The organism is Actinomycetota bacterium, from assembly GCA_023488435.1.
GTDB lineage: Bacteria > Actinomycetota > Coriobacteriia > Anaerosomatales > UBA912 > UBA912.
The window spans coordinates 1-20,720 of record JAMDCK010000022.1 but is presented as its reverse complement, the minus strand read 5'-3'; the positions used below and the strand labels follow the sequence as shown (position 1 = coordinate 20,720).

Sequence of the window (20,720 nt, the reverse complement as noted above, 5' to 3'; positions counted from 1 at the left end):
ATCAGGAGATTTCGATGCGACTCAGCCGGGAGCACACATTCACACGAACAGGATCCACCCTATGGACCACAGACTGAAGACTGCGCTCAAAGAGCGTCTGGAAATCGAGCGGGTTCGCCTCGATGCCGAAGTAGAGCGCATAAACCGCGAAGGTTACGAGACCCTGTCGGAGGCGAGCGGGGAGAACAACTACCGAGACCACATGGCCGACCAAGGCTCTGCCGCCTTCGCCCGCGAGCTGGACATGTCGTTGGACGACAACCAGAGAGCCGCACTCCTCGAAGTCCAGGGCGCCCTAGAACGAATCGCGAAGGGCACTTACGGCAAATGCGAACTCTGCGGAAACGACATTCCCACCGAGCGCCTTGAAGCGATCCCGACCGCGTCATTGTGCCTACAGTGCAAATCAGACGAAGAATCTCGCTGATTACGACGCCAAGGCCTGGCGTCGTGTTCATCATCATCGCCTGCGCTGTGCTTGCACTAGACCAGGTCTCAAAATGGATTATTCGCGCCTATCTACAGGCGTCCGACTCGATTCCCCTGATCGAAGGAGTGCTTCATCTCACCCATGTCAGGAACCCTGGGGCAGCTTTTGGACTGATGCCCGGGGCTAGGCCTTTGTTCATAGCCACCTTTTTGATCGTCATCGTTGGAGCCATCGTGTACTGGATCAAGGTCAGGCCGAACACCAGGTGGGTAGTTATCTCGATGGCCCTTTTCACCAGCGGCGCTTTGGGGAACTTCATCGATCGGCTGTGGCTAGGCAAGGTGACCGATTTCATCGATTTCACTGTGATCGATTGGCCAATTTTCAACTTTGCTGATGTCGGGATCGTCACAGGCATCGCCATGCTACTCTTCTGGATTCTGACTGAACCTGCCGAGATGCCCATTCCCAAACCCAGCTCCCTTGAAGGCCATGGAGGTTCGGATGAGCCCGGATAAGGGAAGCGCCTACACACATGTGGTTCGCATCCATGAAAGCGGACAGCGGATCGATTCCCTTCTCGGCGATATGGAGTTCATATACTCGCGCTCGGCGGCGGTTCGCTTGCTTGAGGACGGGAGCGTCACCGTCGATGGCAAGGTGGTTTCTAAGCGCTATCTTGTTAGGGAGGGAGAGACCATTGACGTCTTCGTTCCTCCGAGGGATCCGTGTCATCTCGAGCCCGAGGATATACCGCTCGACATTCGTTACGAGGACGACGATATCATCATCCTTTCCAAACAAGCCGACCTTGTGGTTCATCCTGCGCATGGCAACTGGACCGGAACTCTGGTTCATGCGCTCATGGCCCATTGCGACGAACTTGGAACACTTCAGGGCCCCGACCGACCGGGGATCGTACATCGCCTGGACAAGGACACGACGGGGCTGATGGTAGTAGCCAAGAACGACACGGCTCAAGCCATAGTTGCGGAGAGCATCAAGGTCAGAGCCATGGACAGAAGGTACATCGCACTTGTTCACGGGTTCATCGCACCCGATAGCGGCCTTATCGATGCGCCACTGGCCAGGGACCCGAAGGACAGGCTGCGTATGGGGGTCTCGGGCTCAACGTCGGCAAAACAGGCGATCACAACCTTCAAAGTGCTGGAGAGGTTTTCGGCCGGACACTACGACGACGGTTACACCCTGCTGGAGTGCAAGCTCTACACGGGAAGAACCCACCAGATCCGTGTTCACATGAGTCACATCAATCACCCCGTGGTCGGGGACCAGCTTTACGGTTCGCGCAAGGAAAAGGCCGACAGAGGACTTCGTCGCCAGTTCCTGCATTCTTGGCGTATCGAGCTTCAGCATCCTCGAACAACCGAAACCATACGCATGGAAGACACCCTACCCCAAGACCTGATCCATGTACTCGAGGGAATCGCCGAAGAATCCATGGGGAGAACGGAATCGGGTGGTATGATTATTCCGAGGATTAATCGCGACGAGGCCGGTTCACCCGGCGCATGAGATTCGAACTTGGCATGTGGGGCAGGGGCACTCTGTGCAAAGGAGAGGAATCCAGTGAAGGCTAAGATCCTTGTTGTCGAGGATGACGCTCAGAATCTGTATTTGACCAGATTCCTTCTTGAGCAGGACGGTTATGAGGTGATTACCGCAGTTGATGGGCTCCAAGCTATCGAAGCGGCAGCCCAACAACCTGACTTGATTCTCATGGACATGCTGATGCCGAGAATGGATGGGTGGACTGCCACCAAGAGGATCCGGGAGCAGTATGGGGACGACCTGCCAATCGTTGCTCTTACTGCATATTCGATGAAGGGTGACCGTGAGTCGATCATTGAAGTCGGATGCAACGGCTATATCCCCAAGCCCATCGATGTTGAAGATTTTTGTAATCAAGTCGAAGCCTTCTTATAGAATCCCTGGCCGAGGATAAGCATGAAGATCCTAGTTGTCGATGACGATTCCCCCAGCCGGATACTGATTGCCACTATCTTGGAATCAGCCGGCTATCAGACGGTCTCGGCCAAGGACGGCATTGAGGCGCTCGCCATAGCCCGTTCAGACTCCGTCGATGTTGTCATCACCGACATCTTGATGCCCAGGATGGATGGATTTCGCTTGACTCAGGAGTGGAAGCGCGATCCTGCGCTCTCGATGATTCCGGTTATTTTCACAACGGCATCGTACTTGGATCCTGCCGATGAACGATTGGCCGTCCAAATGGGAGCGGATGCATTCATCGCAAAGCCCCTGGATCCAGAGAATCTGCTGAAGTTGGTCGAAGCAGTGATTTCTGAGGCTCAGGCTGGCCGGATTAGCGAGCCACTCCAGAGAGAAGATTCCGAGACGCTGAAAGCTTACACTGAACGCATCGTTCAGAAACTCGAACACAAGCAGATAGAGCTTGAACGATCCAATGCCGTCCTTGAAACCGCTATGCTCGAGCTTAGCGAGCAGATCGACGCCAAACAGCACCTGATTGACCGCTTGCATTCAGAGGTCCGCTTGAGCGAGGACAGGGCCATCGAGCTTCAGCGGGTCTTGGATCTCAAAGACACCATCTTAGATAACGCCGAGATCTTCATCTGTGCAACAGATGCACAGGGTCGCATAATCTTGTTCAGCCCAGGGGCGGAGCGACTTTCGGATTATCTGTCGAAGGAACTCATCGGCAAGGATTTTATCGATATCTTCGTTCCCGATGAGAGACAAGTGAACTCCAGAACCTTCGAGATGGCATTGTTTGTCTCTGGAAAGCCCGCACGCGTCAACAGCAGATGGCGCATGCGTTCGGGCGAGATTAGGGTGCTGGAAACCTCAGTTGCTCCCATGCTCGACGAGGAAGGCGCGGTCAAGGGAATCATCCGCTTCGGAGTCGACATCACCGACAAGAACCAGATGTTGGCAGCCGAGAGGATCATGGGGGTCATCGATCTTTCGATACTGTCCAACCTTCCGGCTCCCGAGATGCTCCGAATAGCCTGCATTCAGGCAGTGTCGGAGCTGGACTTGGCTAGTACCTATGTCTTTGCAATCGAAGACGGCTCCGCCAACATCGTTGCAGCCGCTGGAAATAAGGGGGCTCGTGATTTCGAGAGAGAGATGGCAGCGCATCTCGCACATCAGTCAGATATGTCTTCGGCGACCTGGGTCACCTTTTCACCTGACGGCATCGTTGAGATCGACCCGGACGGTGACGCATCGTTGTCTCCTGAAGCCAGGGTTGTGATGATCGCCCCTATAGTGATCGACCAGCACCTGAAGGGCGCCCTAGTGACATGCGCGATCCGGGGCGGAAGCTTCAGCCCTGTCGTTACCCAGGGTATCCAGATGGTCGCAGAGCGACTAGGGGTTGCACTGGCTTATACCGAGATTCGGGAGATGCTGCTGCTCCAGGGCTCGGCCTTGAATGCAACGGCCAGCGGTATCGTCATCACGGATTCTCAAGGGACTGTAACCTGGGCCAACGCTGCTTTCGAAGAGATGTCAGGATTTGACATCGCAGATGCAGTAGGGGTCAACATATTCGCTGGCGGGAGAGGGTACTCTGAACCGGCGTTTCGAGACCCATGGGAGTTGGTGCGAAAAGGTCGGAAATGGCAAGGAGAGGTGTTAAATCGCACCCGCGAAGGAAGAGAGTATCCAGAGAGTGTGACTATCTCGCCAGTGCTTGACGAGTCGGGCACCGCATCACATGTAGTCATAGTAAAGGGCGATATCAGCGAGGCCCGGCGCTTTGAGCGTCTCAAGAGCGACTTTACGGCAATGATCTCACATGAATTGCGCACCCCACTCACAAAGATATCTGGCTATGTCGATCTGCTGGATCGCTGGGATGAACTTGATGCAAGCTCTCGGGCAAAGTCGATCGCTGCCCTGAAGCAGAATTCGTCCGAGATGCAGGCACTTGTGGACAAGCTGCTTTCGGCAGTACATCGCCGCGTAGACCAAGAGAAGATCCGAGTTCGGAACATCGATCTTGTCCGATTGGTCCGCGAGGTTTCGACGCGTCACTTTGAGGACTCGACACATAGCCTGAAGTTGTCACTTCCTGTATTTCCATCGCGCATCGACATCGATCCGGATCAGATCGAGACCGTACTGTTGAATCTTCTCGAAAACGCCGTGAAGTACTCTCCCGCCGGCAGCGAGGTCGAGGTCTCGCTGAGTCAAGACGGCGAATGGGCTGTCATCGCGGTCTCTGATGAAGGGCTGGGTATACCATCCAACGATTTCGAATCGATGTTCGATTCCTTCGTGCAAGGGGATATGTCATCCACTCGCGAAGTCGGAGGCTTGGGTCTAGGTCTCTTCATAGCCCGAGAGCTAACCGCGGCGCACGGCGGGAGAATCAAGGCCATTCGCAATCCAGGCAAGGGGTCGACCTTCGAGATCTACCTGCCTATTGTTCGCAAAGACACTTAGGCTTCGATACGCTCACCTCTTTGAAAGAGTCTGTCGAACGTCGAGCTCGAGCGAGTAGCTGAAGGCCCCTGGTCCTCCGAAGAAACTGACATTCATCGGCGTGGGCGGCCTCCCCGTCAACCAGGCAGACAGGGGGACAGTGAGTCCGTCGGCTAAGAGTATCGGAGTGCGCCTTGCGCCCATGAAAGGTCCAGCGGCTAGTGCGTCTGGAAATGCTCGACCGGTGCTAAAGCCTAAAGCGTCTTGCCGAAAGGCCGGCTGTGCGCCGGCAAGTCCATGCGCAGCGATTATGCGCGAGGTGTGGTATCTATCGGTCCCCGCAAGGCGGAAAGATCCGGTGAGTCGGAGTTCCACATCTCGGGAGATGGCTCCAGTGCCGCCCAGGACGAGGGTGCGCGTGGGGCTTAGGGTCGAAAGGATAGATGCCGTAGCAGCAGGCAGGCTCGCGCGTCGGGTCAAGAGTATAGGGGAGCGTGTGGCTGCCGCTAGGGCGGAGCCAGATAGTGCGTCTGGGTGGGTCTCTCCGGAGGCGAGGATGACCTGTAATTGTGGTTGACCTGAGTTATACGCAGCCACTCGCGCAGCCACCCGCGCGGCGGTTTCATAACGATCGACGCCGTGCAAACGGGTCACCGTTCTGGTTCCGGGTAGACTGCGCACCGCATCTGCGACGGCGGGGGAGACCGCTCCCGATCCCCCCAGGATATAGACAGCGGAGGGATTGAGGCGCAGGATCTCGTCTCTGACTTCGAGAGAAAGTCGGTTGGAACGAGTGAGCAGAAGCGGACCATCCGCTACTGCAGCGAGGACGCCTCCCGACAGCCCATCAGGCCAGTTCTCACCTGAAGCGATGACTATCGCCGAAGCGGTCGTCGGGTGAGACGCACGGCTAATAGCGAGTGCAGTCCTGAACCGATCTCTGCCTTCATATCGCGCTGCGCTGACTGCGGGCGATCCTGAAGTCACTGTCACGGTCGCGGTGGTCGGAGCCGCCGCTCCCCAGCGGTCCGAAGCGTACGAGCGAACCCAGACAGTGTGGGTGCCGTCTGAGGGAAGGACGAGACGGCCCTCTCGGCTAGTGGTCTGGTAGGTCGAGCCACCCTCGTAGCCGAAGCGATAGAATACCCCGCGGCCTTCGGCGGCACTCCATGTGAGGCGGACCTGCCTACCAGAGACAGGGGCTACCGCCATCGTAACGGGGTCTTGGACGTCGATTGTCTCGCGCATCGCGGTGTATATCCGGTATGCATCGAATCTTCCATACCCTGTCTCTGGATCTTGGCCAGGGTTCGGCCCGTACGTTGCGACTGCGTTGGACGTGATCAGAGAGTACATCTGTGTTGCCGAGAGCCCCGGGACCAAAGACCATAAGTAGGCCACTGCTCCGGAAACCAGCGGAGTTGCAAATGAGGTTCCTAGTGCAGTCCGGTTCCCTCCGCTTGGCAGGCTCACCCAGACGGCTTCTCCCGGCGCCACGACGTCTACCTCTGGCCCAAAGCTGGAAAATCCGGAGCGAGTGCCGATCATCGGATTGATGGATCCAACTGCAAGGACCCCGTTGGCTGCGGCGGGATAAAAGACGGCATGGCTGTCTGGAGCCGTGTAGTTGCCGCTAGCAGCGATTACCAGCGTTCCCCGGGCGGTACAGTAGTCGATAGCGTGCTGCCACATCTCTCGAATCTCAAGGTCCGGAGGTGCGGTCGCCATGCGACTATCCTGAATCGTGGCTGGGTGTCCGAAGGAGGCGTTGATGATTCGGGCACCCCGATCACTGGCTGCCATCATCGCCGCCATCAGGTCGGATGCCTTGCCCTGGTCTTGTGCGTTGAGGGCTTTGTACACAAGGATCCTACTATCCAAGTCATGCAGGACTCCTGCAACATTGAATCCATTGTTCGTGTTTGCGGAGATCACGCTGGCCACAGCTGTGCCATGAGAGTTCCGTGAATCATCCGTCGTATCCGAGGTTCCGGTAATGTAGTTGTGTACGGCAACGTAGCGGCCAGCATCTTCGAGCAAGCAGGGTGAGACTCCGGTATCCACGACTGCCATGGTCGCTCCCTCGCGGAATCGGTTGAGGGAGAATGGTAGCTCCGGATTTCGCGTGGCGCTCCAGACTCGTTCCATTCCGATCGCGTGTTGGAAGAGATTCGTAGGACCGAGGTAGTGTCGTTGAGCGAGATAGCGAGGGTCGTTCGGCATGGAGGATAGCGTCTGTACGTATCGGTCCCGTGCCACTTCGAGAACTGCTGGGTTGTCGCGAACGGCCTCCATTACCTCTTTGGGCCTGGCGTCAGGTGGTAGCTCGACAGTGGCCAGCCGGGTGTTGAGGACCTCAACTGATGCGGAGGGAATGCCGTCTTCGGCGAGTGCCTGGAAGTCCTGTAGGGACATGTGGTCATCGGCGTAGATTACGATGATGCCGGGTGGCTCCTGCACCGCAGAAGCGGACAGACCAATCGAGGGAGCAGCGTTGATCGCCCCGAAGCACAGCGCAAGGCATAGTCCCGCAGCGATTGTTCTGCGAAGGTAATGGGTGGATTGCACGGACACGGCCTTCCTGACGCAGATTCTTGGTGGTCGGCTTTAGATGATATCCCGCGGCGTCGCAAATGCCTATTGGCAATCAAGTGCTTCGCTGTTATGGTTATCGAAAGACCTTTAAGTTCGGTCCCGTGAGGCCGGCAAGGGAAGAATAGCGGTGGATCGACCCGATGGGTTGACCTTGGACTATGAGCCTTCTTGCCGGTCGAGCAAGGAGGCGTTTTTATGAAGTATGTGACCAAGGCAGTGGTCCTCGACTCCGAATCAATCGACCGTTCCCTTACGCGCATTGCACACGAGATCCTCGAATCGACCAAGGGTGCAAGCACCATCGGTGTGGTGGGGATACTGACGCGCGGGGCGAGGCTGGCGTCCAGGTTGACGGAGCGCATCGAGCAGATCGAGGGAGTCAAGGTGCCCACAGGTTCCCTGGACATCTCCTTCTACCGCGACGATGTGGGCGTGCGCCTCAACCCCGAGGTCCACCGCACAGAGATTCCATTCCAGGTCCAGGATCGTGACATCATCCTCGTCGACGATGTGCTGTTCACCGGCAGGACGATCCGGGCTGCCATGGACGCAATCATGGACTACGGACGCCCGAAAACCATCAGGCTCGCCGTGTTGGTGGACCGTGGTCACAGGGAGCTGCCCATTCGGGCGGATTTCGTCGGCAAGAACGTCCCATCCAGTAGCCTCGAGCAGGTGAAGGTGTTCCTCGAAGAGGTCGATGGACGTGATGCCGTGGAGATTCTCGGACTCGCCGAAGGAGGGCAGTGAGTTGCTAAGCTGCAAGCACATCACGACGGTCCAGGATATGACTGCCGAGGATATCGCAAAGATCCTCGATACAGCCGAGTCATTCATCGAGGTGTCCGAGCGCACGATCAAGAAGTTACCTACGCTTCGGGGTCGCACGATTATCAATCTGTTCCTCGAGCCTTCTACTCGAACGCGAACCAGTTTCGAGATCGCAGCGAAACGCTTGAGCGCGGATGCGATCAACATGACAGGCTCTGCGAGTGCGACCGTCAAAGGTGAGTCGCTACGCGACACAGCCAAGACCCTCTCGGCGATGGCGTGTGACCTTGTGGTCGTGAGGCACGCGTACGCAGGGGCAGCCCAGATACTTGCGGAGTGCATGGATTCGCACGTGGTCAACGGCGGAGACGGCAAGCATCAGCATCCGACCCAGGCGCTGCTCGACCTGTTCACGATGCGCACCCATCTTGGGCGGCTTGCGGGGCTGAAGGTCGGAATCATCGGGGATATCGCACACTCGCGGGTCGCAGGCTCACTCATACCCGCGCTCAGGCTGATGGGAGCGTCAGTGGTGGTCGTTGCGCCGCCGACGCTGATGCCATCCCGCCCCGATGTGCTCGGCGCAGAGGTCTCGTACTCCCTGGATGAAGTCCTGCCCGACCTTGATGTGGCGTACATGTTGCGAATCCAAAGCGAGCGCAGCGATCGGATGCCATTCCCGAGCTTGCGTGAGTACGCCAGATTCTACGGGCTGAACTCCGCACGGCTTGCGTCGATGAAACCTGAGGCCATTGTGATGCATCCCGGGCCAATCAACCGAGGTGTCGAGATATCCTCGGCGGTGGCGGATTCACCGCGAGCTGTGATCCTCGATCAGGTCACTGCCGGTGTGGCGGTCCGAATGGCGGTCATGTATCTGCTGCTTGGAGGTGTAGATGTTGAATCTGCTTCTTAAAGGTGGACGTGTGGTAGACCCTCAGGTCGAGCTCGATCAGGTCGCCGACGTGCTCATCAAGGATGGCCTCATCGCCGAAGTCGGCGTGGATCTCGACACCGCAGGGTGCGAGGTGCTCGACTGCACGGGCCGCGTGGTGGTGCCCGGACTGGTTGACCTACACGTGCATCTGCGTGAGCCCGGCCGAGAAGACCTCGAGACGATCCGCACCGGTGCCCGCGCGGCCGCCCGCGGCGGGTTCTCGGCGGTCTGCGCGATGCCCAACACCGTCTCGCCGATCGATTCCGGGGCCAAGGTCCGCTTCATCGTGGAGCGCGCAGCCGCTGATGCGATCGTGCGGGTCCATCCGATCGGGGCGTGCACTACCGGCCAGAAGGGGGAGTCGCTCGCCGAGATCGGCGACATGCTTGCGGAAGGCGCTGTGGCTTTCAGCGATGACGGCCGAGGAGTGCAGAGCGCGGGGATGACTCGCCGGGTCATGGATTACGCGAAGGCTTTCGAGACGACTATCATCTCGCACTGCGAAGACGAGTCCCTGGCTGCCTCCGGCGTCGTCAACGAGGGTGCGGTCTCCACCTCGATGGGACTCGCAGGTCAGCCCGCGATCGCCGAGGAGGTCATCGTCGCTCGCGACATCATGCTCGCCGAGCTCACCGGCTGCCGGCTACATCTTGCGCATCTTTCCTCGGCAGGTAGCGCTGAGCTGGTCAGGCAGGCCAAGGCTCGCGGTATCCGTGTGAGCGCCGAGGTCACACCGCACCACCTGTTCCTCGACGAGAACGCATTTGCGGGTCGCTACGATACCTACCTGAAGATGAATCCGCCGCTACGCACTGCCAACGACCGAGAAGCGCTGGTGGCCGCGTTGCTGGATGGGACGATCGATTGCGTGGCCACCGACCATGCGCCGCACGGCCTGCACGAGAAGGAGCGCGAGTTTGAGCTCGCACCTTTCGGGATCACAGGTCTTGAGACCGCGGTGCCTCTTGTGGTGACCAACCTCGTGGCCACGGAGAAGATGTCGTGGAGTCAGTTTGCACGCGCACTTGCCATCGCACCTCGGGCAGCGCTGGGCCTCGTGGAAGTCAAGATGGCCTCCGGCTCGGATGCGGACATCACCATCATCGATCCTGAGGCTGAAGTCAAGGTCGAGGCTGATAGGTTCGAGAGCAAGTCAGTCAACTCACCGTTCGTCGGCCTGACCCTGAAGGGGCGGGCCACCGAAGTCATCGTCGGCGGAAGATTCGCATTGCGGTCTGGAGAGGTGGTCAGCTTATGAGTCGAGAGCAAGCTGTTTTGGCGCTGGAGGATGGCACGGTCTTCCGCGGCATCTCGTGTGGTGCACCGGGCGAGGCTTTCGGCGAGCTTGTGTTCAACACCTCGCTCACTGGCTACCAGGAGGTTCTGACAGACCCCAGCTACGCTGGTCAGATCGTCACGATGACCTCCCCGCATATAGGCAACTACGGGGTCAACGCGGAGGACATGGAGTCGCGCGGTGTCTTCGCGAGCGGCTTTGTGGTCCGCTCGATGTGCGACATCCCGAGCAACTGGCGCGCCCAGGAAAGCCTACCCGACTTCCTGATCCGTCATGGGGTCGTTGCCCTGGAGGGCATCGACACCCGCAGTCTCACCAAGCGGATCCGCGAGGCCGGAGCGATGCGCTCGGTGATTTCGACGCTGGATAGCGATCCGGCGTCTCTGGTGGCAAAGGCCCAAGGGTCGCCGGGGCTTGTCGGCAGGGATCTTGTCGCCGAGGTGACGGCAGGGAAGGCCTTTGCGTGGGAAACCCATCCGGATAACATCGACCGTGAGGTTCAGCTAGAGGGTTCGCCTGTCGGGCAAAGGCGGCGAGTCGTGGCCTTCGACTCGGGCATCAAATACAACATCCTGCGTAGGCTTGAGGCCGTGGGATGCGAGGTCACGGTTGTCCCACCGGACACGTCGGCTTCCGACGTGATGGCGCTGGGCCCCGAAGGCCTGTTCTTCGCCAATGGCCCCGGTGACCCGGCCGCGGTCGACTATCTGTACTCAACATTGCGCGAGCTGCTCGGTGAGGTGCCGATCTTCGGGATCTGTCTCGGGCACCAGATGCTCTCGTTGGCGCTGGGAGCCAAGACCTACAAGCTCAAGTACGGGCATCGAGGGGGGAATCAACCTGTCATGGAGCTTCTGACAGGCAAGGTTGAGATCACAAGCCAGAACCACGGCTTTTGCGTCGACTTTTCTTCGATCGGACCTCTGCTCGCCGAAGACAGCGGCTGTCTGGATCACGATCCCGGGGACCTCGGTGCCTGGGTGGCCTCCGGGGTGGCACCGGTCGTTGCGTCCAAAGAGTTCGGCCGCGTGCAACTTACCCACGTCAATCTCAACGACATGACTGTGGAGGGGATCCGTCTTCTGGACTACCCGGCGTTCTCGGTGCAATACCACCCCGAATCCGCGCCCGGTCCGCATGACTCCCGCTACCTGTTCGATTCGTTCATGCAGATGATGGAAGGAGCCTGATGCCCCGCCGGACAGACATCAACAAGATCCTCGTGATCGGAGCCGGGCCGATCGTTATCGGTCAGGCGTGTGAGTTCGACTACTCTGGCTCCCAGGCATGCAAGGTGCTCAAGGAGGAAGGTTTCGAGGTCGTCCTCGTGAACAGCAATCCGGCGACGATTATGACCGACCCCGGACTGGCCGACCGGACCTACGTTGAGCCGGTTACCCCCGAGTTCGTGGAGAAGGTCATAGCACGTGAACGCCCCGATGCCCTGTTGCCGACCCTCGGTGGACAGACGGGCCTGAACTGCGCTGTCGCGCTTGCTGAATCCGGCGTGCTCGAGAAGTACGGAGTCGAGCTCATCGGCGCGAAGCTCGACGCCATCAAGAAGGGCGAGGACCGGAAGCTCTTCGCCGAGGCCATGCGTCGGATCGGCTTGAAGGTGCCTCGCAGTGGTTACGCCTACTCGATCGCCGATGCCGAGAGAATCGTGACCGACATCGGTCTGCCAGTTGTCATCCGTCCATCGTTCACAATGGGAGGTGCTGGCGGGGGGATCGCATACAACATCGACGAGCTACGCGAGATCGTTGCCGGGGGCGTCGCGCTGTCGCCTGCGAGCGAGGTGCTCGTCGAGGAGAGCGTGTTGGGGTGGAAAGAGTTCGAGATGGAAGTCATGAGGGATCGCAACGATAACGTGGTCATTGTCTGCTGCATCGAGAACTTCGACGCGATGGGCGTGCACACCGGCGACTCCATCACCGTCGCTCCAGCTCAGACGCTTACCGATCGCGAATATCAGACGATGCGCGATGCCTCGATAGCGATCATGCGTGAGATCGGCGTTGAGACCGGAGGCAGCAACGTACAGTTCGCAGTGAACCCTGCAGACGGCGAGTTAGTGGTCATCGAGATGAATCCAAGGGTTTCGCGCTCCAGCGCGTTGGCCTCGAAGGCCACAGGTTTTCCGATTGCCAAGTTCGCAGCGAAACTTGCGGTTGGATACTCGCTCGACGAGATATCCAACGACATCACCAAGGAGACGCCAGCATCCTTCGAGCCAAGTATCGACTACACGGTGGTGAAGGTCCCACGGTGGGCCTTCGAGAAGTTCGAAGGTTCCGACGTCAGACTTACCTCGAAGATGAAGTCGGTTGGCGAGGCTATGGCTATAGGGCGTACCTTCGAAGAAGCCCTCGGAAAGGCTATGCGCTCTCTGGAGAACGGCCGGTACGGCATGGGTGCTGATGGGAAGGACTCTTTCGATGAGCACAAGTTCGACTACATGCTCGCTACGCCGACCGAGGACCGCATCTACTACGTCGCAGAGGCACTCCGAAGAGGCCGCACGATCGAGGATGTCCATCATCTGACCAAGATCGACCCTTGGTTCTTGCGCAGGATCGAGGCTATGGTAGAGGTTGAGCGTGAGGTCGCCTCGGCAGGTGGAGTGAGTGTGATCGATGAGCCGCTGATGCGCAACTGCATCGAGAACTTCGACGCGATGGGCGTGCACACCGGCGACTCCATCACCGTCGCTCCAGCTCAGACGCTTACCGATCGCGAATATCAGACGATGCGCGATGCCTCGATAGCGATCATGCGTGAGATCGGCGTTGAGACCGGAGGCAGCAACGTACAGTTCGCAGTGAACCCTGCAGACGGCGAGTTAGTGGTCATCGAGATGAATCCAAGGGTTTCGCGCTCCAGCGCGTTGGCCTCGAAGGCCACAGGTTTTCCGATTGCCAAGTTCGCAGCGAAACTTGCGGTTGGATACTCGCTCGACGAGATATCCAACGACATCACCAAGGAGACGCCAGCATCCTTCGAGCCAAGTATCGACTACACGGTGGTGAAGGTCCCACGGTGGGCCTTCGAGAAGTTCGAAGGTTCCGACGTCAGACTTACCTCGAAGATGAAGTCGGTTGGCGAGGCTATGGCTATAGGGCGTACCTTCGAAGAAGCCCTCGGAAAGGCTATGCGCTCTCTGGAGAACGGCCGGTACGGCATGGGTGCTGATGGGAAGGACTCTTTCGATGAGCACAAGTTCGACTACATGCTCGCTACGCCGACCGAGGACCGCATCTACTACGTCGCAGAGGCACTCCGAAGAGGCCGCACGATCGAGGATGTCCATCATCTGACCAAGATCGACCCTTGGTTCTTGCGCAGGATCGAGGCTATGGTAGAGGTTGAGCGTGAGGTCGCCTCGGCAGGTGGAGTGAGTGTGATCGATGAGCCGCTGATGCGCAAAGCCAAGCAGCACGGCCTCGGTGATGCCCAGATTGGTTGGCTTACGGGCCAACCTGAGGCTGAGGTCAGGACTCGCAGGCTCGACCTTGGGGTCAAGGCGACATTCAAGGCGGTCGACACCTGCGCAGCCGAGTTCGCCGCATACACCCCGTACTTCTACAAGACGTACGAGTCCGAGGACGAGACCCCGAAGACTTCGGATCGCCCGAAGATAATGATTTTGGGCGCAGGTCCCAACCGCATCGGCCAGGGGATCGAGTTCGACTACTGCTGCGTCCACGCTGCCTACGCCTTTTCGGCGGAGGGCTACGAGACCATCATGGTCAACTGCAACCCCGAGACGGTCTCCACCGATTACGACACCAGCGACCGCCTCTACTTTGAGCCGCTGACCTTCGAGGACGTCATGGACATCGTCGAAGTCGAAAGGCCTGCAGGTGTGCTCGTGACCTTCGGTGGGCAGACTCCATTGAAGCTGGCGGGCGCACTCGCCGAAGCAGGTGTTCCGATGATCGGCACGGGCCCAGAAGCCATCGATCTTGCTGAGGACCGCAAGCGATTCCAGCAGCTACTCGATGAGCTGGGCATCCCGTATCCGGCGGCAGGCACCGCTCGCACTCACGAAGAGGCCCTAGAAGTCGCTCGCACAATCGGCTTTCCGCTGCTCGTCAGGCCGAGCTACGTGTTGGGTGGCCGAGGGATGGTGATCGCATACTCTGAGGCTTACATGGAGCGGTACATGCATGAGGCCACCAGCATCTCGCCAAACCACCCTGTGCTCCTCGACAAGTTCCTTGAAGGTGCGATCGAGGTCGACGTCGATGCAGTGTGTGACGGCGAAGACGTCTTCATCGGCGGCGTGATGGAGCACATCGAGGAGGCGGGGATCCACTCGGGTGACTCGGCATGCTGTATACCGCCTTTCTCGCTCAGCGAGGAGATCGTCTCTCTGGTCCGCGTTCACACCAAGACGCTCGCCTTGGCGCTTGGCGTCAAAGGTTTGATCAACATACAGTTCGCTGTGAAGGACTCCGCGGTCTTCGTGCTGGAAGTCAACCCACGTGCCAGTCGCACAGTGCCGTTCGTGAGTAAGGCGACGTGCGTGCCGTTGGCCAAGATCGCCGTTCAGGTGATGGCCGGTCGCAAACTCTCAGAACTCGACCTACCAGCCGACGCCAACGACCTCGACCGCTATTGCGTCAAAGAAGCCGTGATGCCCTTCGGCAGGTTCCCCGGATCAGACAGCGTTTTGGGGCCTGAGATGAAGTCCACCGGTGAAGTCATGGGAATCGCCGAGGATTTCCCTTCGGCGTACGCCAAATCGCAACTCGCGCTCGACTACTCGCTTCCCACATCCGGCAAGGCCTTCATCAGCGTCTCGGACCGCGACAAACGTGCGGTCGTCTCGATCGCCCGCCATCTGGCTGCGCTGGATTTCGAGATCCTGTCGACGCGAGGCACCGCGCGGACATTGCGTGCTGCAGGTGTCCCCGTGATCGAGGTCCTCAAGAAGCACGAAGGGCGGCCCAACATAGTCGACGCGCTGGTCAACGACGAGATCCAGCTAGTCGTGAACACCCCCTTCGGACAGGAGACCCGCTCGGACGGATACCATATCCGCACCGCAGCGATCCAGCACGGGGTCACCAATATCACGACGATCGCCGGTGCCCAGGCTTTGGTCGGCGCGATCGAAGCTGCCACACAGGATAGGCTCGCGGTCATCGCCCTGCAGGACTTGAAACGATCGGATGCATGATGTGTGAGCAGCATCGACTCGACGGGCGGGCCCGGCCCATGCTGCGCGAGGCTGTCGTCACGAGCAACGAAGCCGTCTCTGCCGATGTGTGGCTTGCGACCTTCGAATCGCCCGAGGTGGCTTCGGCGATAGCACCGGGGCAGTTCGTCCACCTCAAGATCGCCACAGGTCGTGACTTCATACTCAGGCGCCCGCTCTCGGTCTACTCCGCCGACGAGGAGCGCATCGAGATCATCTATCAACTTGTCGGCCGAGGTACGCGCGAGCTTTCGCTGGCCGAGCCTGGCGACCGGATGGATATCATCGGGCCGCTCGGCACAGGGTGGGAGATCCCTGAGGCTCCAGTGCGCGCACTGCTTGTCGCTGGCGGGCTCGGCGTCGCACCTTTGCGCATGCTTGCCGAAGCGCTGACTCGCGCGGGGTCGACCGTAGCCCTCGCTTACGGTGCGCCCACCGCCGAGCGCCTGACCGGCGTCGAGTTCTTCAGCGAGGTCGGTTGCCAGGTGATGTCGTGCACCGATGACGGTTCTGCAGGTACTCAAGGGCTCGTGACGCTGGCTTCGGGCGATCTTCTCGGCGAAGGCGAAGTCGACATCGTGTACACGTGCGGCCCCGAGGTCATGCAGCGCGCAGTAGCGGCCCAGGCTCGCGATGCGGGCGTGCGGTGCCAGGTGTCACTGGAGCGTCTGATGGCTTGCGGGATCGGCGCGTGCCTCTCGTGCGTCGTGCCGACGACCGCAGGTCAGCGCCGCGCGTGCGTGGATGGCCCGGTCTTCAACGCCGAAGATGTGATCTGGGGTGAGAGCTGATGGATCGAGTCGACATGTCCGTGGCGATTGGCGACCTGGTGCTGGCCAACCCAGTAATGACGGCGAGCGGGACCTTCGGAAGCGGCAAAGAGTACGCCGACCTCATCGATTTGACGCGTCTCGGCGCCATAGTCACCAAGGGAGTCTCGACATCCCCGTGGTCGGGCAATCCCTCGCCGAGGATGGCCGAGACAGCCAGCGGGATGCTCAACTCCATCGGGTTGCAAAACCCCGGAGCGGAGCGCTTCATCGCCGACGATCTCGCATGGCACAGGCGCAGCTTCCCGCAGGTGCCGCTTGTGGTAAACGTCAACGGCCACACCATCGACGAGTACGTCAGCGTGGTACGTCGCCTTGACGAGGAAGAGGGCATCTCGGCGTACGAGGTCAACATCTCATGCCCGAACGTTGATGCGGGAGGCATGGCTTTTGGGACCACGTGTGAAGCCGCTGCCGAGGTGACCCGCGCCGTGCGTGCGGCGACCTCGCGGACGCTTATCGTGAAGCTCTCGCCCAACGTAACCGACGTCGCTGCCATCGCGCGCTCGGTCGAGGCCGAGGGTGCGGATGCGGTCTCACTGATCAACACCTTGCTTGGCATGGCCATCGATACGCGTACCTTCAAACCCAAGCTCGCGCGCGTGGTCGGCGGACTTTCCGGTCCCGCCATCAAGCCGATTGCGCTTAGGATGGTGTGGCAGGTTTCCTCGGCAGTTGGGATACCGGTCATCGGGATGGGCGGCATCGCCTCGGCAACGGATGCCGTCGAGTTCATGCTGGCGGGTGCGACCGCCGTCGCGATAGGGACCTCGAACTTCGTCGATCCGGAAACGGCTGTCCACATCGTCGACGGACTCGAAGACTTCTGCGCTTCCCGGGGCATCGGGCGCGTGTCTGATCTGACGGGCGGCCTGCTCATGCCGGGGACGCCTGACACCGCCGCAAGGCGTGATGAAGGAGAGGGGAGCAGATGAGATCCACACAGGACTCGCTGATCGTCGCCCTGGACACCGACGCCATGGAGGCACTGAGACTCGCCGAGGCGATCCGCCCCAAGGCGCGCTGGGTGAAGGTCGGGATGACGCTGTACTACGCCGAAGGACCCGCTATCGTCGACGCTCTTCATGCTTTGGGATACGAGGTGTTTCTCGACCTCAAGCTTTACGACATTCCCCATCAGGTCGAAGGCGCTGCCTACCAGATCGCTAGAACCGGAGTCAGGATGTTCACGGTTCATGCCTCTGGTGGTGCCGAGATGATGCGGGCTGCTGTGCGCGGAGCTGCGAAAGGAGCAGCAGAGGCTGGTCACAGCCCTCCAGATGTTCTGGCGGTGTCAGTCCTCACGAGTTTCTCGGAAGAAGCCTTGGCCCAGACCGGGATCACCAGAGGCTCTGGGCAGCAGGTGGAACTCCTGGTCGAGCTCGCCAAGAGCGCCGGCGTGCAGGGCATCGTGTGCTCCCCGCTGGAGGCCGCGCAAGCAAGAGCCATACTCGGGCCCGAGGCGCTCGTGGTCACCCCAGGGGTCCGGCCATCGGGCGGAAGCGAATCGGACGACCAGGTTCGGGTGGCGACTCCCAGTCGAGCTTTGGAGAGCGGAGCGTCGCATGTCGTGGTCGGTAGGCCGATCACGATGGCCGAGGACCCACTTGCAGCAATCGATGGATTGTTCACAGATTAGAGAGGGCGACTTGATGGACGATGCGATGATGAGTGACTCGGATGTCTTGCACACGCTCAAGGAGTTGGGTGCGATCCACAACGGACATTTCGTGTTGACTAGTGGTCGGCACTCGGACACTTACGTCCAGTGCGCCCGAATATTGGAAAATCCTGAAGTCACAACACGTTTAGCCAAGGTGGCTGCGGCGCGTCTTTCCGGCCTCGAGGTCGACCTTGTGGCTTCACCTGCCGTTGGAGGTATCATCTTCGGTTTCGCTGTGGCGCAAACCCTAGGCGTCGACTTCATATTCAGTGAACGCGAGGCTGGCAAGATGACGTTCCGGCGTGGCTTCTCGGTCCCGGAAGGGTCTAGGGTGCTTATCGTGGAGGACGTCATCACTACAGGTGGAAGCGTCAAAGAGGTATCCGATCTGGTTCGCGAGGCCAACGGCGTGCCAGTAGGCGTGGTTTCACTGATCGACCGTGGCGGGGAGAAGCTGTTCGGGGAACCCTCGTACCCTATACTTCAACTTGACATCGACTCTTGGGAGCCGGATTCGTGCGTCTTGTGTGCCAAGGGAGAGCCCGTTGTCTCGCCAGGAAGCCGTAGGATTTCTTCTAAGTAGAACATTCACGCACGTCAGACCGGATATTTTCTAGTTGTAACCGACACGTGAATATGTCTACAATCAGCTTCGGTGCAAAAAATTTTGCCCTGCCTGATAGTGGATGAGGAGGAACTATGGCACTTCCAAATCTTTCGGACGCGGACCGCAAGGCCGCACTGGTGAAGGCCGCTGAGGCCCGCCAGAAGCGTGCAGAGCTCCGCACGAAGATCAAGAGCGGCGAGCTATCGTTCGCGAAGGTCATGGCGGACGCAGACAACCCCATCGTTGCGCGGATGAAGGTCTCGGCACTTCTTGAGAGCCTACCAGGGTTCGGCAAGGCCAAGGCCACTAAGCTCATGGAAGAGCTAGACATCTCAGCGAATCGTCGTGTTCAGGGGCTAGGCACGCGTCAGCGTGAGCAACTCATGAATCACTTCGCCAAATAAGAGCCATCGGTAAAGAGTCCCATACCCCGATGCAGGCTTCTATTGACCCCAAAGGAAACCTGTTCATCGTCTCGGGTCCATCGGGTGCTGGCAAGGGAACACTCGTGCGCGCCTTGATGGCCAGAATGCCAGAGCTGTGGCTTTCAGTGTCGGCAACGACCCGGAAGCCCCGGCCAGGGGAGATCGAGGGAACCCACTACTTCTTCCTCGATGAGCAGTCCTTTGAAGACAAGATCGCCCAAGATGGATTCTTGGAGTGGGCAGAGGTTCACGGAAACCGATACGGCACCCTGAGGTCGGTCGTCGAAGAGAAGATCGATCAGAACGTTCAGGTGATTCTCGAGATTGACCCGCAAGGCGCCCAACAGGTCAAACGAGTCAGGCCGGATTCGATCTTGATTTTCGTCAAAGCCCCCTCCATGGACGAGCTAAAGAATCGGCTATTGGCCAGGGGTAGCGAGACTCCGGAGGAGGTAGATGTCCGCATGGCCACGGCAATCCGCGAGATGGAACTTGCTGGCACGTATGATCATGAGGTAATGAACGACGATCTCGATAGTGCGACCGACCGTTTGGCATGTATAATCATGGCTGAGGCGAAGAACGCCTGAGTCCCCTAGAGAAGCAAAGGATCGGAATCACACATGGTAATCGAGCCCGAATACGACGACCTGCTTGCAAAGGTCGATACGAAATACACACTATGCATCGTCTCTGCCCGCAGGGCACGTCAAATCAACGACATGATCAACGGTGTCCGTGATCGCGCCATCCTCTCGATGTCGCCGACGCAAATCGCAGCTCTTACAAGCACGAAGCCTCTTTCCTCGGCTATGTCTGAGATCGCATCAGGCGACATTTCCTACGAGAGAGTGGCTGAGAGCTACAAGTAGCACATTCGACTCTGAGTCACCTGACAGCCGACCATCACGGTCGGCTGTTCATTTGGCAGGCGGGCAAGCCGCGATCCTCGCCAACACCAGATCAACCTCGATGTGGTCGGCTTCTACCGCACTGATTGCCGAGAAGACCTCGCGTATCCGCTCGTTGGTAGCTCGTAAGGCTGCCTGCGCGTAGAAGTTCATCGCAGTCAGCTCCCGGGCTTCCGACTCTTCGATGCTAGCGCACCAGTCACCCTCGGCGGTTCCGGCTTCCTTGATTTCTCTCGGCATCGAGGTTCCGGCCAACTTGGCAAAAAGTTCACAGTGCTCCATCTCGATCTTTGCGAGTCGCTTGTATGCACTAGCGAGTTCGGGACGGTCTTTGCGGGCAGCCAGCGCTAGGTAGAACCTTGCGTTGCCTGTCTCGAGTTCGATGGCCACAGTTAGGTCGTCACGCTCGGCTTCGGTTGTCGCGACTCGATTGATGTCTTCGGGGTACAGCGCAAGCTCGACGATATGTTCCCAATGCGCTCCGCAGAAGGGGCAGTGCGAGGGGGCCTGTGAGCCCAGGTAGGTGTCACCACAGATTCGACAGCGATAGACGTTCATTGTGCGATATCCTCCTTGTGTGGATTCGGCCGCGGGTATACTCGTGCCCTTCACCG

19 protein-coding genes are annotated in these 20,720 nt (G+C 59.2%); 17 read left to right on the top strand and 2 right to left on the bottom strand.

Annotated elements, in window-relative coordinates:
• Positions 1 to 61: 61 nt before the first annotated feature.
• From M1617_03125 to M1617_03105, 5 genes are read left to right on the top strand one after another with little or no spacing between them, the layout of a single operon-like run.
• A complete protein-coding gene (locus M1617_03125) occupies positions 62 to 427 on the top strand; it encodes a TraR/DksA C4-type zinc finger protein (GenBank protein MCL5887280.1) in 366 nt (121 codons plus the stop codon).
• A gap of 23 nt (positions 428 to 450) precedes the next feature.
• On the top strand, positions 451 to 948 hold the full coding sequence (lspA, locus tag M1617_03120; GenBank protein ID MCL5887279.1) for a signal peptidase II: 498 nt from the start codon (positions 451 to 453) through the stop codon (positions 946 to 948).
• A complete protein-coding gene (locus M1617_03115; GenBank protein MCL5887278.1) occupies positions 935 to 1,966 on the top strand; it encodes an RluA family pseudouridine synthase in 1,032 nt (343 codons plus the stop codon). Before lspA ends, M1617_03115 begins: the two co-directional genes overlap by 14 nt.
• 54 nt (positions 1,967 to 2,020) lie before the next feature.
• Positions 2,021 to 2,377 (top strand): response regulator, encoded by a 357-nt coding sequence (locus M1617_03110; GenBank protein ID MCL5887277.1) that lies wholly within the window; start codon positions 2,021 to 2,023, stop codon positions 2,375 to 2,377.
• Positions 2,378 to 2,398: 21 nt separating this feature from the next.
• Positions 2,399 to 4,888 carry a PAS domain S-box protein gene (locus M1617_03105; GenBank protein ID MCL5887276.1) on the top strand — a complete coding sequence of 830 codons (2,490 nt, stop codon included), beginning with the start codon at positions 2,399 to 2,401 and terminating at the stop codon, positions 4,886 to 4,888.
• Positions 4,889 to 4,900: 12 nt separating this feature from the next.
• Here M1617_03105 and M1617_03100 read toward each other — a convergent pair whose 3' ends face one another.
• Positions 4,901 to 7,435 carry a cell wall-binding repeat-containing protein gene (locus M1617_03100; protein MCL5887275.1) on the bottom strand — a complete coding sequence of 845 codons (2,535 nt, stop codon included), beginning with the start codon at positions 7,433 to 7,435 and terminating at the stop codon, positions 4,901 to 4,903.
• 222 nt (positions 7,436 to 7,657) lie between these two features.
• On the opposite strand from M1617_03100, the gene pyrR reads away from it, so the two are divergent.
• The 12 genes from pyrR (at position 7,658) to rpoZ (ending at position 20,067) form a co-directional block, all read left to right on the top strand.
• Entirely contained in the window at positions 7,658 to 8,212 is a 555-nt protein-coding gene (gene pyrR, locus M1617_03095; GenBank protein ID MCL5887274.1) for a bifunctional pyr operon transcriptional regulator/uracil phosphoribosyltransferase PyrR, read from the top strand.
• Positions 8,213 to 8,249: 37 nt separating this feature from the next.
• Positions 8,250 to 9,149: an aspartate carbamoyltransferase catalytic subunit gene (locus M1617_03090; protein ID MCL5887273.1), complete on the top strand. Its 900-nt coding sequence runs from the start codon at positions 8,250 to 8,252 to the stop codon at positions 9,147 to 9,149.
• Positions 9,133 to 10,428 (top strand): dihydroorotase, encoded by a 1,296-nt coding sequence (locus tag M1617_03085; GenBank protein ID MCL5887272.1) that lies wholly within the window; start codon positions 9,133 to 9,135, stop codon positions 10,426 to 10,428. Before M1617_03090 ends, M1617_03085 begins: the two co-directional genes overlap by 17 nt.
• Positions 10,425 to 11,657 carry a glutamine-hydrolyzing carbamoyl-phosphate synthase small subunit gene (carA, locus tag M1617_03080; protein MCL5887271.1) on the top strand — a complete coding sequence of 411 codons (1,233 nt, stop codon included), beginning with the start codon at positions 10,425 to 10,427 and terminating at the stop codon, positions 11,655 to 11,657. The genes M1617_03085 and carA overlap by 4 nt, the downstream gene beginning before the upstream one ends.
• Positions 11,657 to 15,652 (top strand): carbamoyl-phosphate synthase large subunit, encoded by a 3,996-nt coding sequence (gene carB / locus M1617_03075; protein MCL5887270.1) that lies wholly within the window; start codon positions 11,657 to 11,659, stop codon positions 15,650 to 15,652. Before carA ends, carB begins: the two co-directional genes overlap by 1 nt.
• A complete protein-coding gene (locus tag M1617_03070) occupies positions 15,649 to 16,461 on the top strand; it encodes a dihydroorotate dehydrogenase electron transfer subunit (protein MCL5887269.1) in 813 nt (270 codons plus the stop codon). The genes carB and M1617_03070 overlap by 4 nt, the downstream gene beginning before the upstream one ends.
• Positions 16,461 to 17,435: a dihydroorotate dehydrogenase gene (locus tag M1617_03065; protein MCL5887268.1), complete on the top strand. Its 975-nt coding sequence runs from the start codon at positions 16,461 to 16,463 to the stop codon at positions 17,433 to 17,435. Before M1617_03070 ends, M1617_03065 begins: the two co-directional genes overlap by 1 nt.
• Positions 17,432 to 18,139: an orotidine-5'-phosphate decarboxylase gene (gene pyrF, locus M1617_03060; GenBank protein MCL5887267.1), complete on the top strand. Its 708-nt coding sequence runs from the start codon at positions 17,432 to 17,434 to the stop codon at positions 18,137 to 18,139. The genes M1617_03065 and pyrF overlap by 4 nt, the downstream gene beginning before the upstream one ends.
• Positions 18,140 to 18,167: 28 nt before the next feature.
• A complete protein-coding gene (gene pyrE, locus M1617_03055; GenBank protein MCL5887266.1) occupies positions 18,168 to 18,746 on the top strand; it encodes an orotate phosphoribosyltransferase in 579 nt (192 codons plus the stop codon).
• A gap of 116 nt (positions 18,747 to 18,862) precedes the next feature.
• A complete protein-coding gene (locus M1617_03050; protein ID MCL5887265.1) occupies positions 18,863 to 19,174 on the top strand; it encodes an integration host factor in 312 nt (103 codons plus the stop codon).
• Between the two features lie 29 nt (positions 19,175 to 19,203).
• The gene (gmk, locus tag M1617_03045; protein MCL5887264.1) at positions 19,204 to 19,785 is read left to right on the top strand and encodes a guanylate kinase; all 582 of its coding nucleotides are present in this window, start codon (positions 19,204 to 19,206) and stop codon (positions 19,783 to 19,785) included.
• Between the two features lie 33 nt (positions 19,786 to 19,818).
• Positions 19,819 to 20,067, top strand: a complete 249-nt coding sequence (gene rpoZ, locus M1617_03040; protein ID MCL5887263.1) for a DNA-directed RNA polymerase subunit omega — start codon at positions 19,819 to 19,821, stop codon at positions 20,065 to 20,067.
• Positions 20,068 to 20,115: 48 nt separating this feature from the next.
• Here rpoZ and M1617_03035 read toward each other — a convergent pair.
• A partial coding sequence (locus tag M1617_03035; protein ID MCL5887262.1) for a hypothetical protein occupies positions 20,116 to 20,720 on the bottom strand: 605 nt, incomplete at its 5' end.

Bases quoted from the DNA above. Each gene is read 5' to 3' on its own strand.
- M1617_03125 (MCL5887280.1), top strand. From the start codon at position 62: ATGGACCACAGACTGAAGACTGCGCTCAAAGAGCGTCTGGAAATCGAG.
- M1617_03115 (MCL5887278.1), top strand. From the start codon at position 935: ATGAGCCCGGATAAGGGAAGCGCCTACACACATGTGGTTCGCATCCAT.
- M1617_03105 (MCL5887276.1), top strand. From the start codon at position 2,399: ATGAAGATCCTAGTTGTCGATGACGATTCCCCCAGCCGGATACTGATT.
- pyrR (MCL5887274.1), top strand. From the start codon at position 7,658: ATGAAGTATGTGACCAAGGCAGTGGTCCTCGACTCCGAATCAATCGAC.
- M1617_03090 (MCL5887273.1), top strand. From the start codon at position 8,250: ATGACTGCCGAGGATATCGCAAAGATCCTCGATACAGCCGAGTCATTC.
- carA (MCL5887271.1), top strand. From the start codon at position 10,425: ATGAGTCGAGAGCAAGCTGTTTTGGCGCTGGAGGATGGCACGGTCTTC.
- carB (MCL5887270.1), top strand. From the start codon at position 11,657: ATGCCCCGCCGGACAGACATCAACAAGATCCTCGTGATCGGAGCCGGG.
- M1617_03070 (MCL5887269.1), top strand. From the start codon at position 15,649: ATGATGTGTGAGCAGCATCGACTCGACGGGCGGGCCCGGCCCATGCTG.
- M1617_03065 (MCL5887268.1), top strand. From the start codon at position 16,461: ATGGATCGAGTCGACATGTCCGTGGCGATTGGCGACCTGGTGCTGGCC.
- pyrF (MCL5887267.1), top strand. From the start codon at position 17,432: ATGAGATCCACACAGGACTCGCTGATCGTCGCCCTGGACACCGACGCC.
- pyrE (MCL5887266.1), top strand. From the start codon at position 18,168: ATGAGTGACTCGGATGTCTTGCACACGCTCAAGGAGTTGGGTGCGATC.
- M1617_03050 (MCL5887265.1), top strand. From the start codon at position 18,863: ATGGCACTTCCAAATCTTTCGGACGCGGACCGCAAGGCCGCACTGGTG.
- gmk (MCL5887264.1), top strand. From the start codon at position 19,204: ATGCAGGCTTCTATTGACCCCAAAGGAAACCTGTTCATCGTCTCGGGT.
- rpoZ (MCL5887263.1), top strand. From the start codon at position 19,819: ATGGTAATCGAGCCCGAATACGACGACCTGCTTGCAAAGGTCGATACG.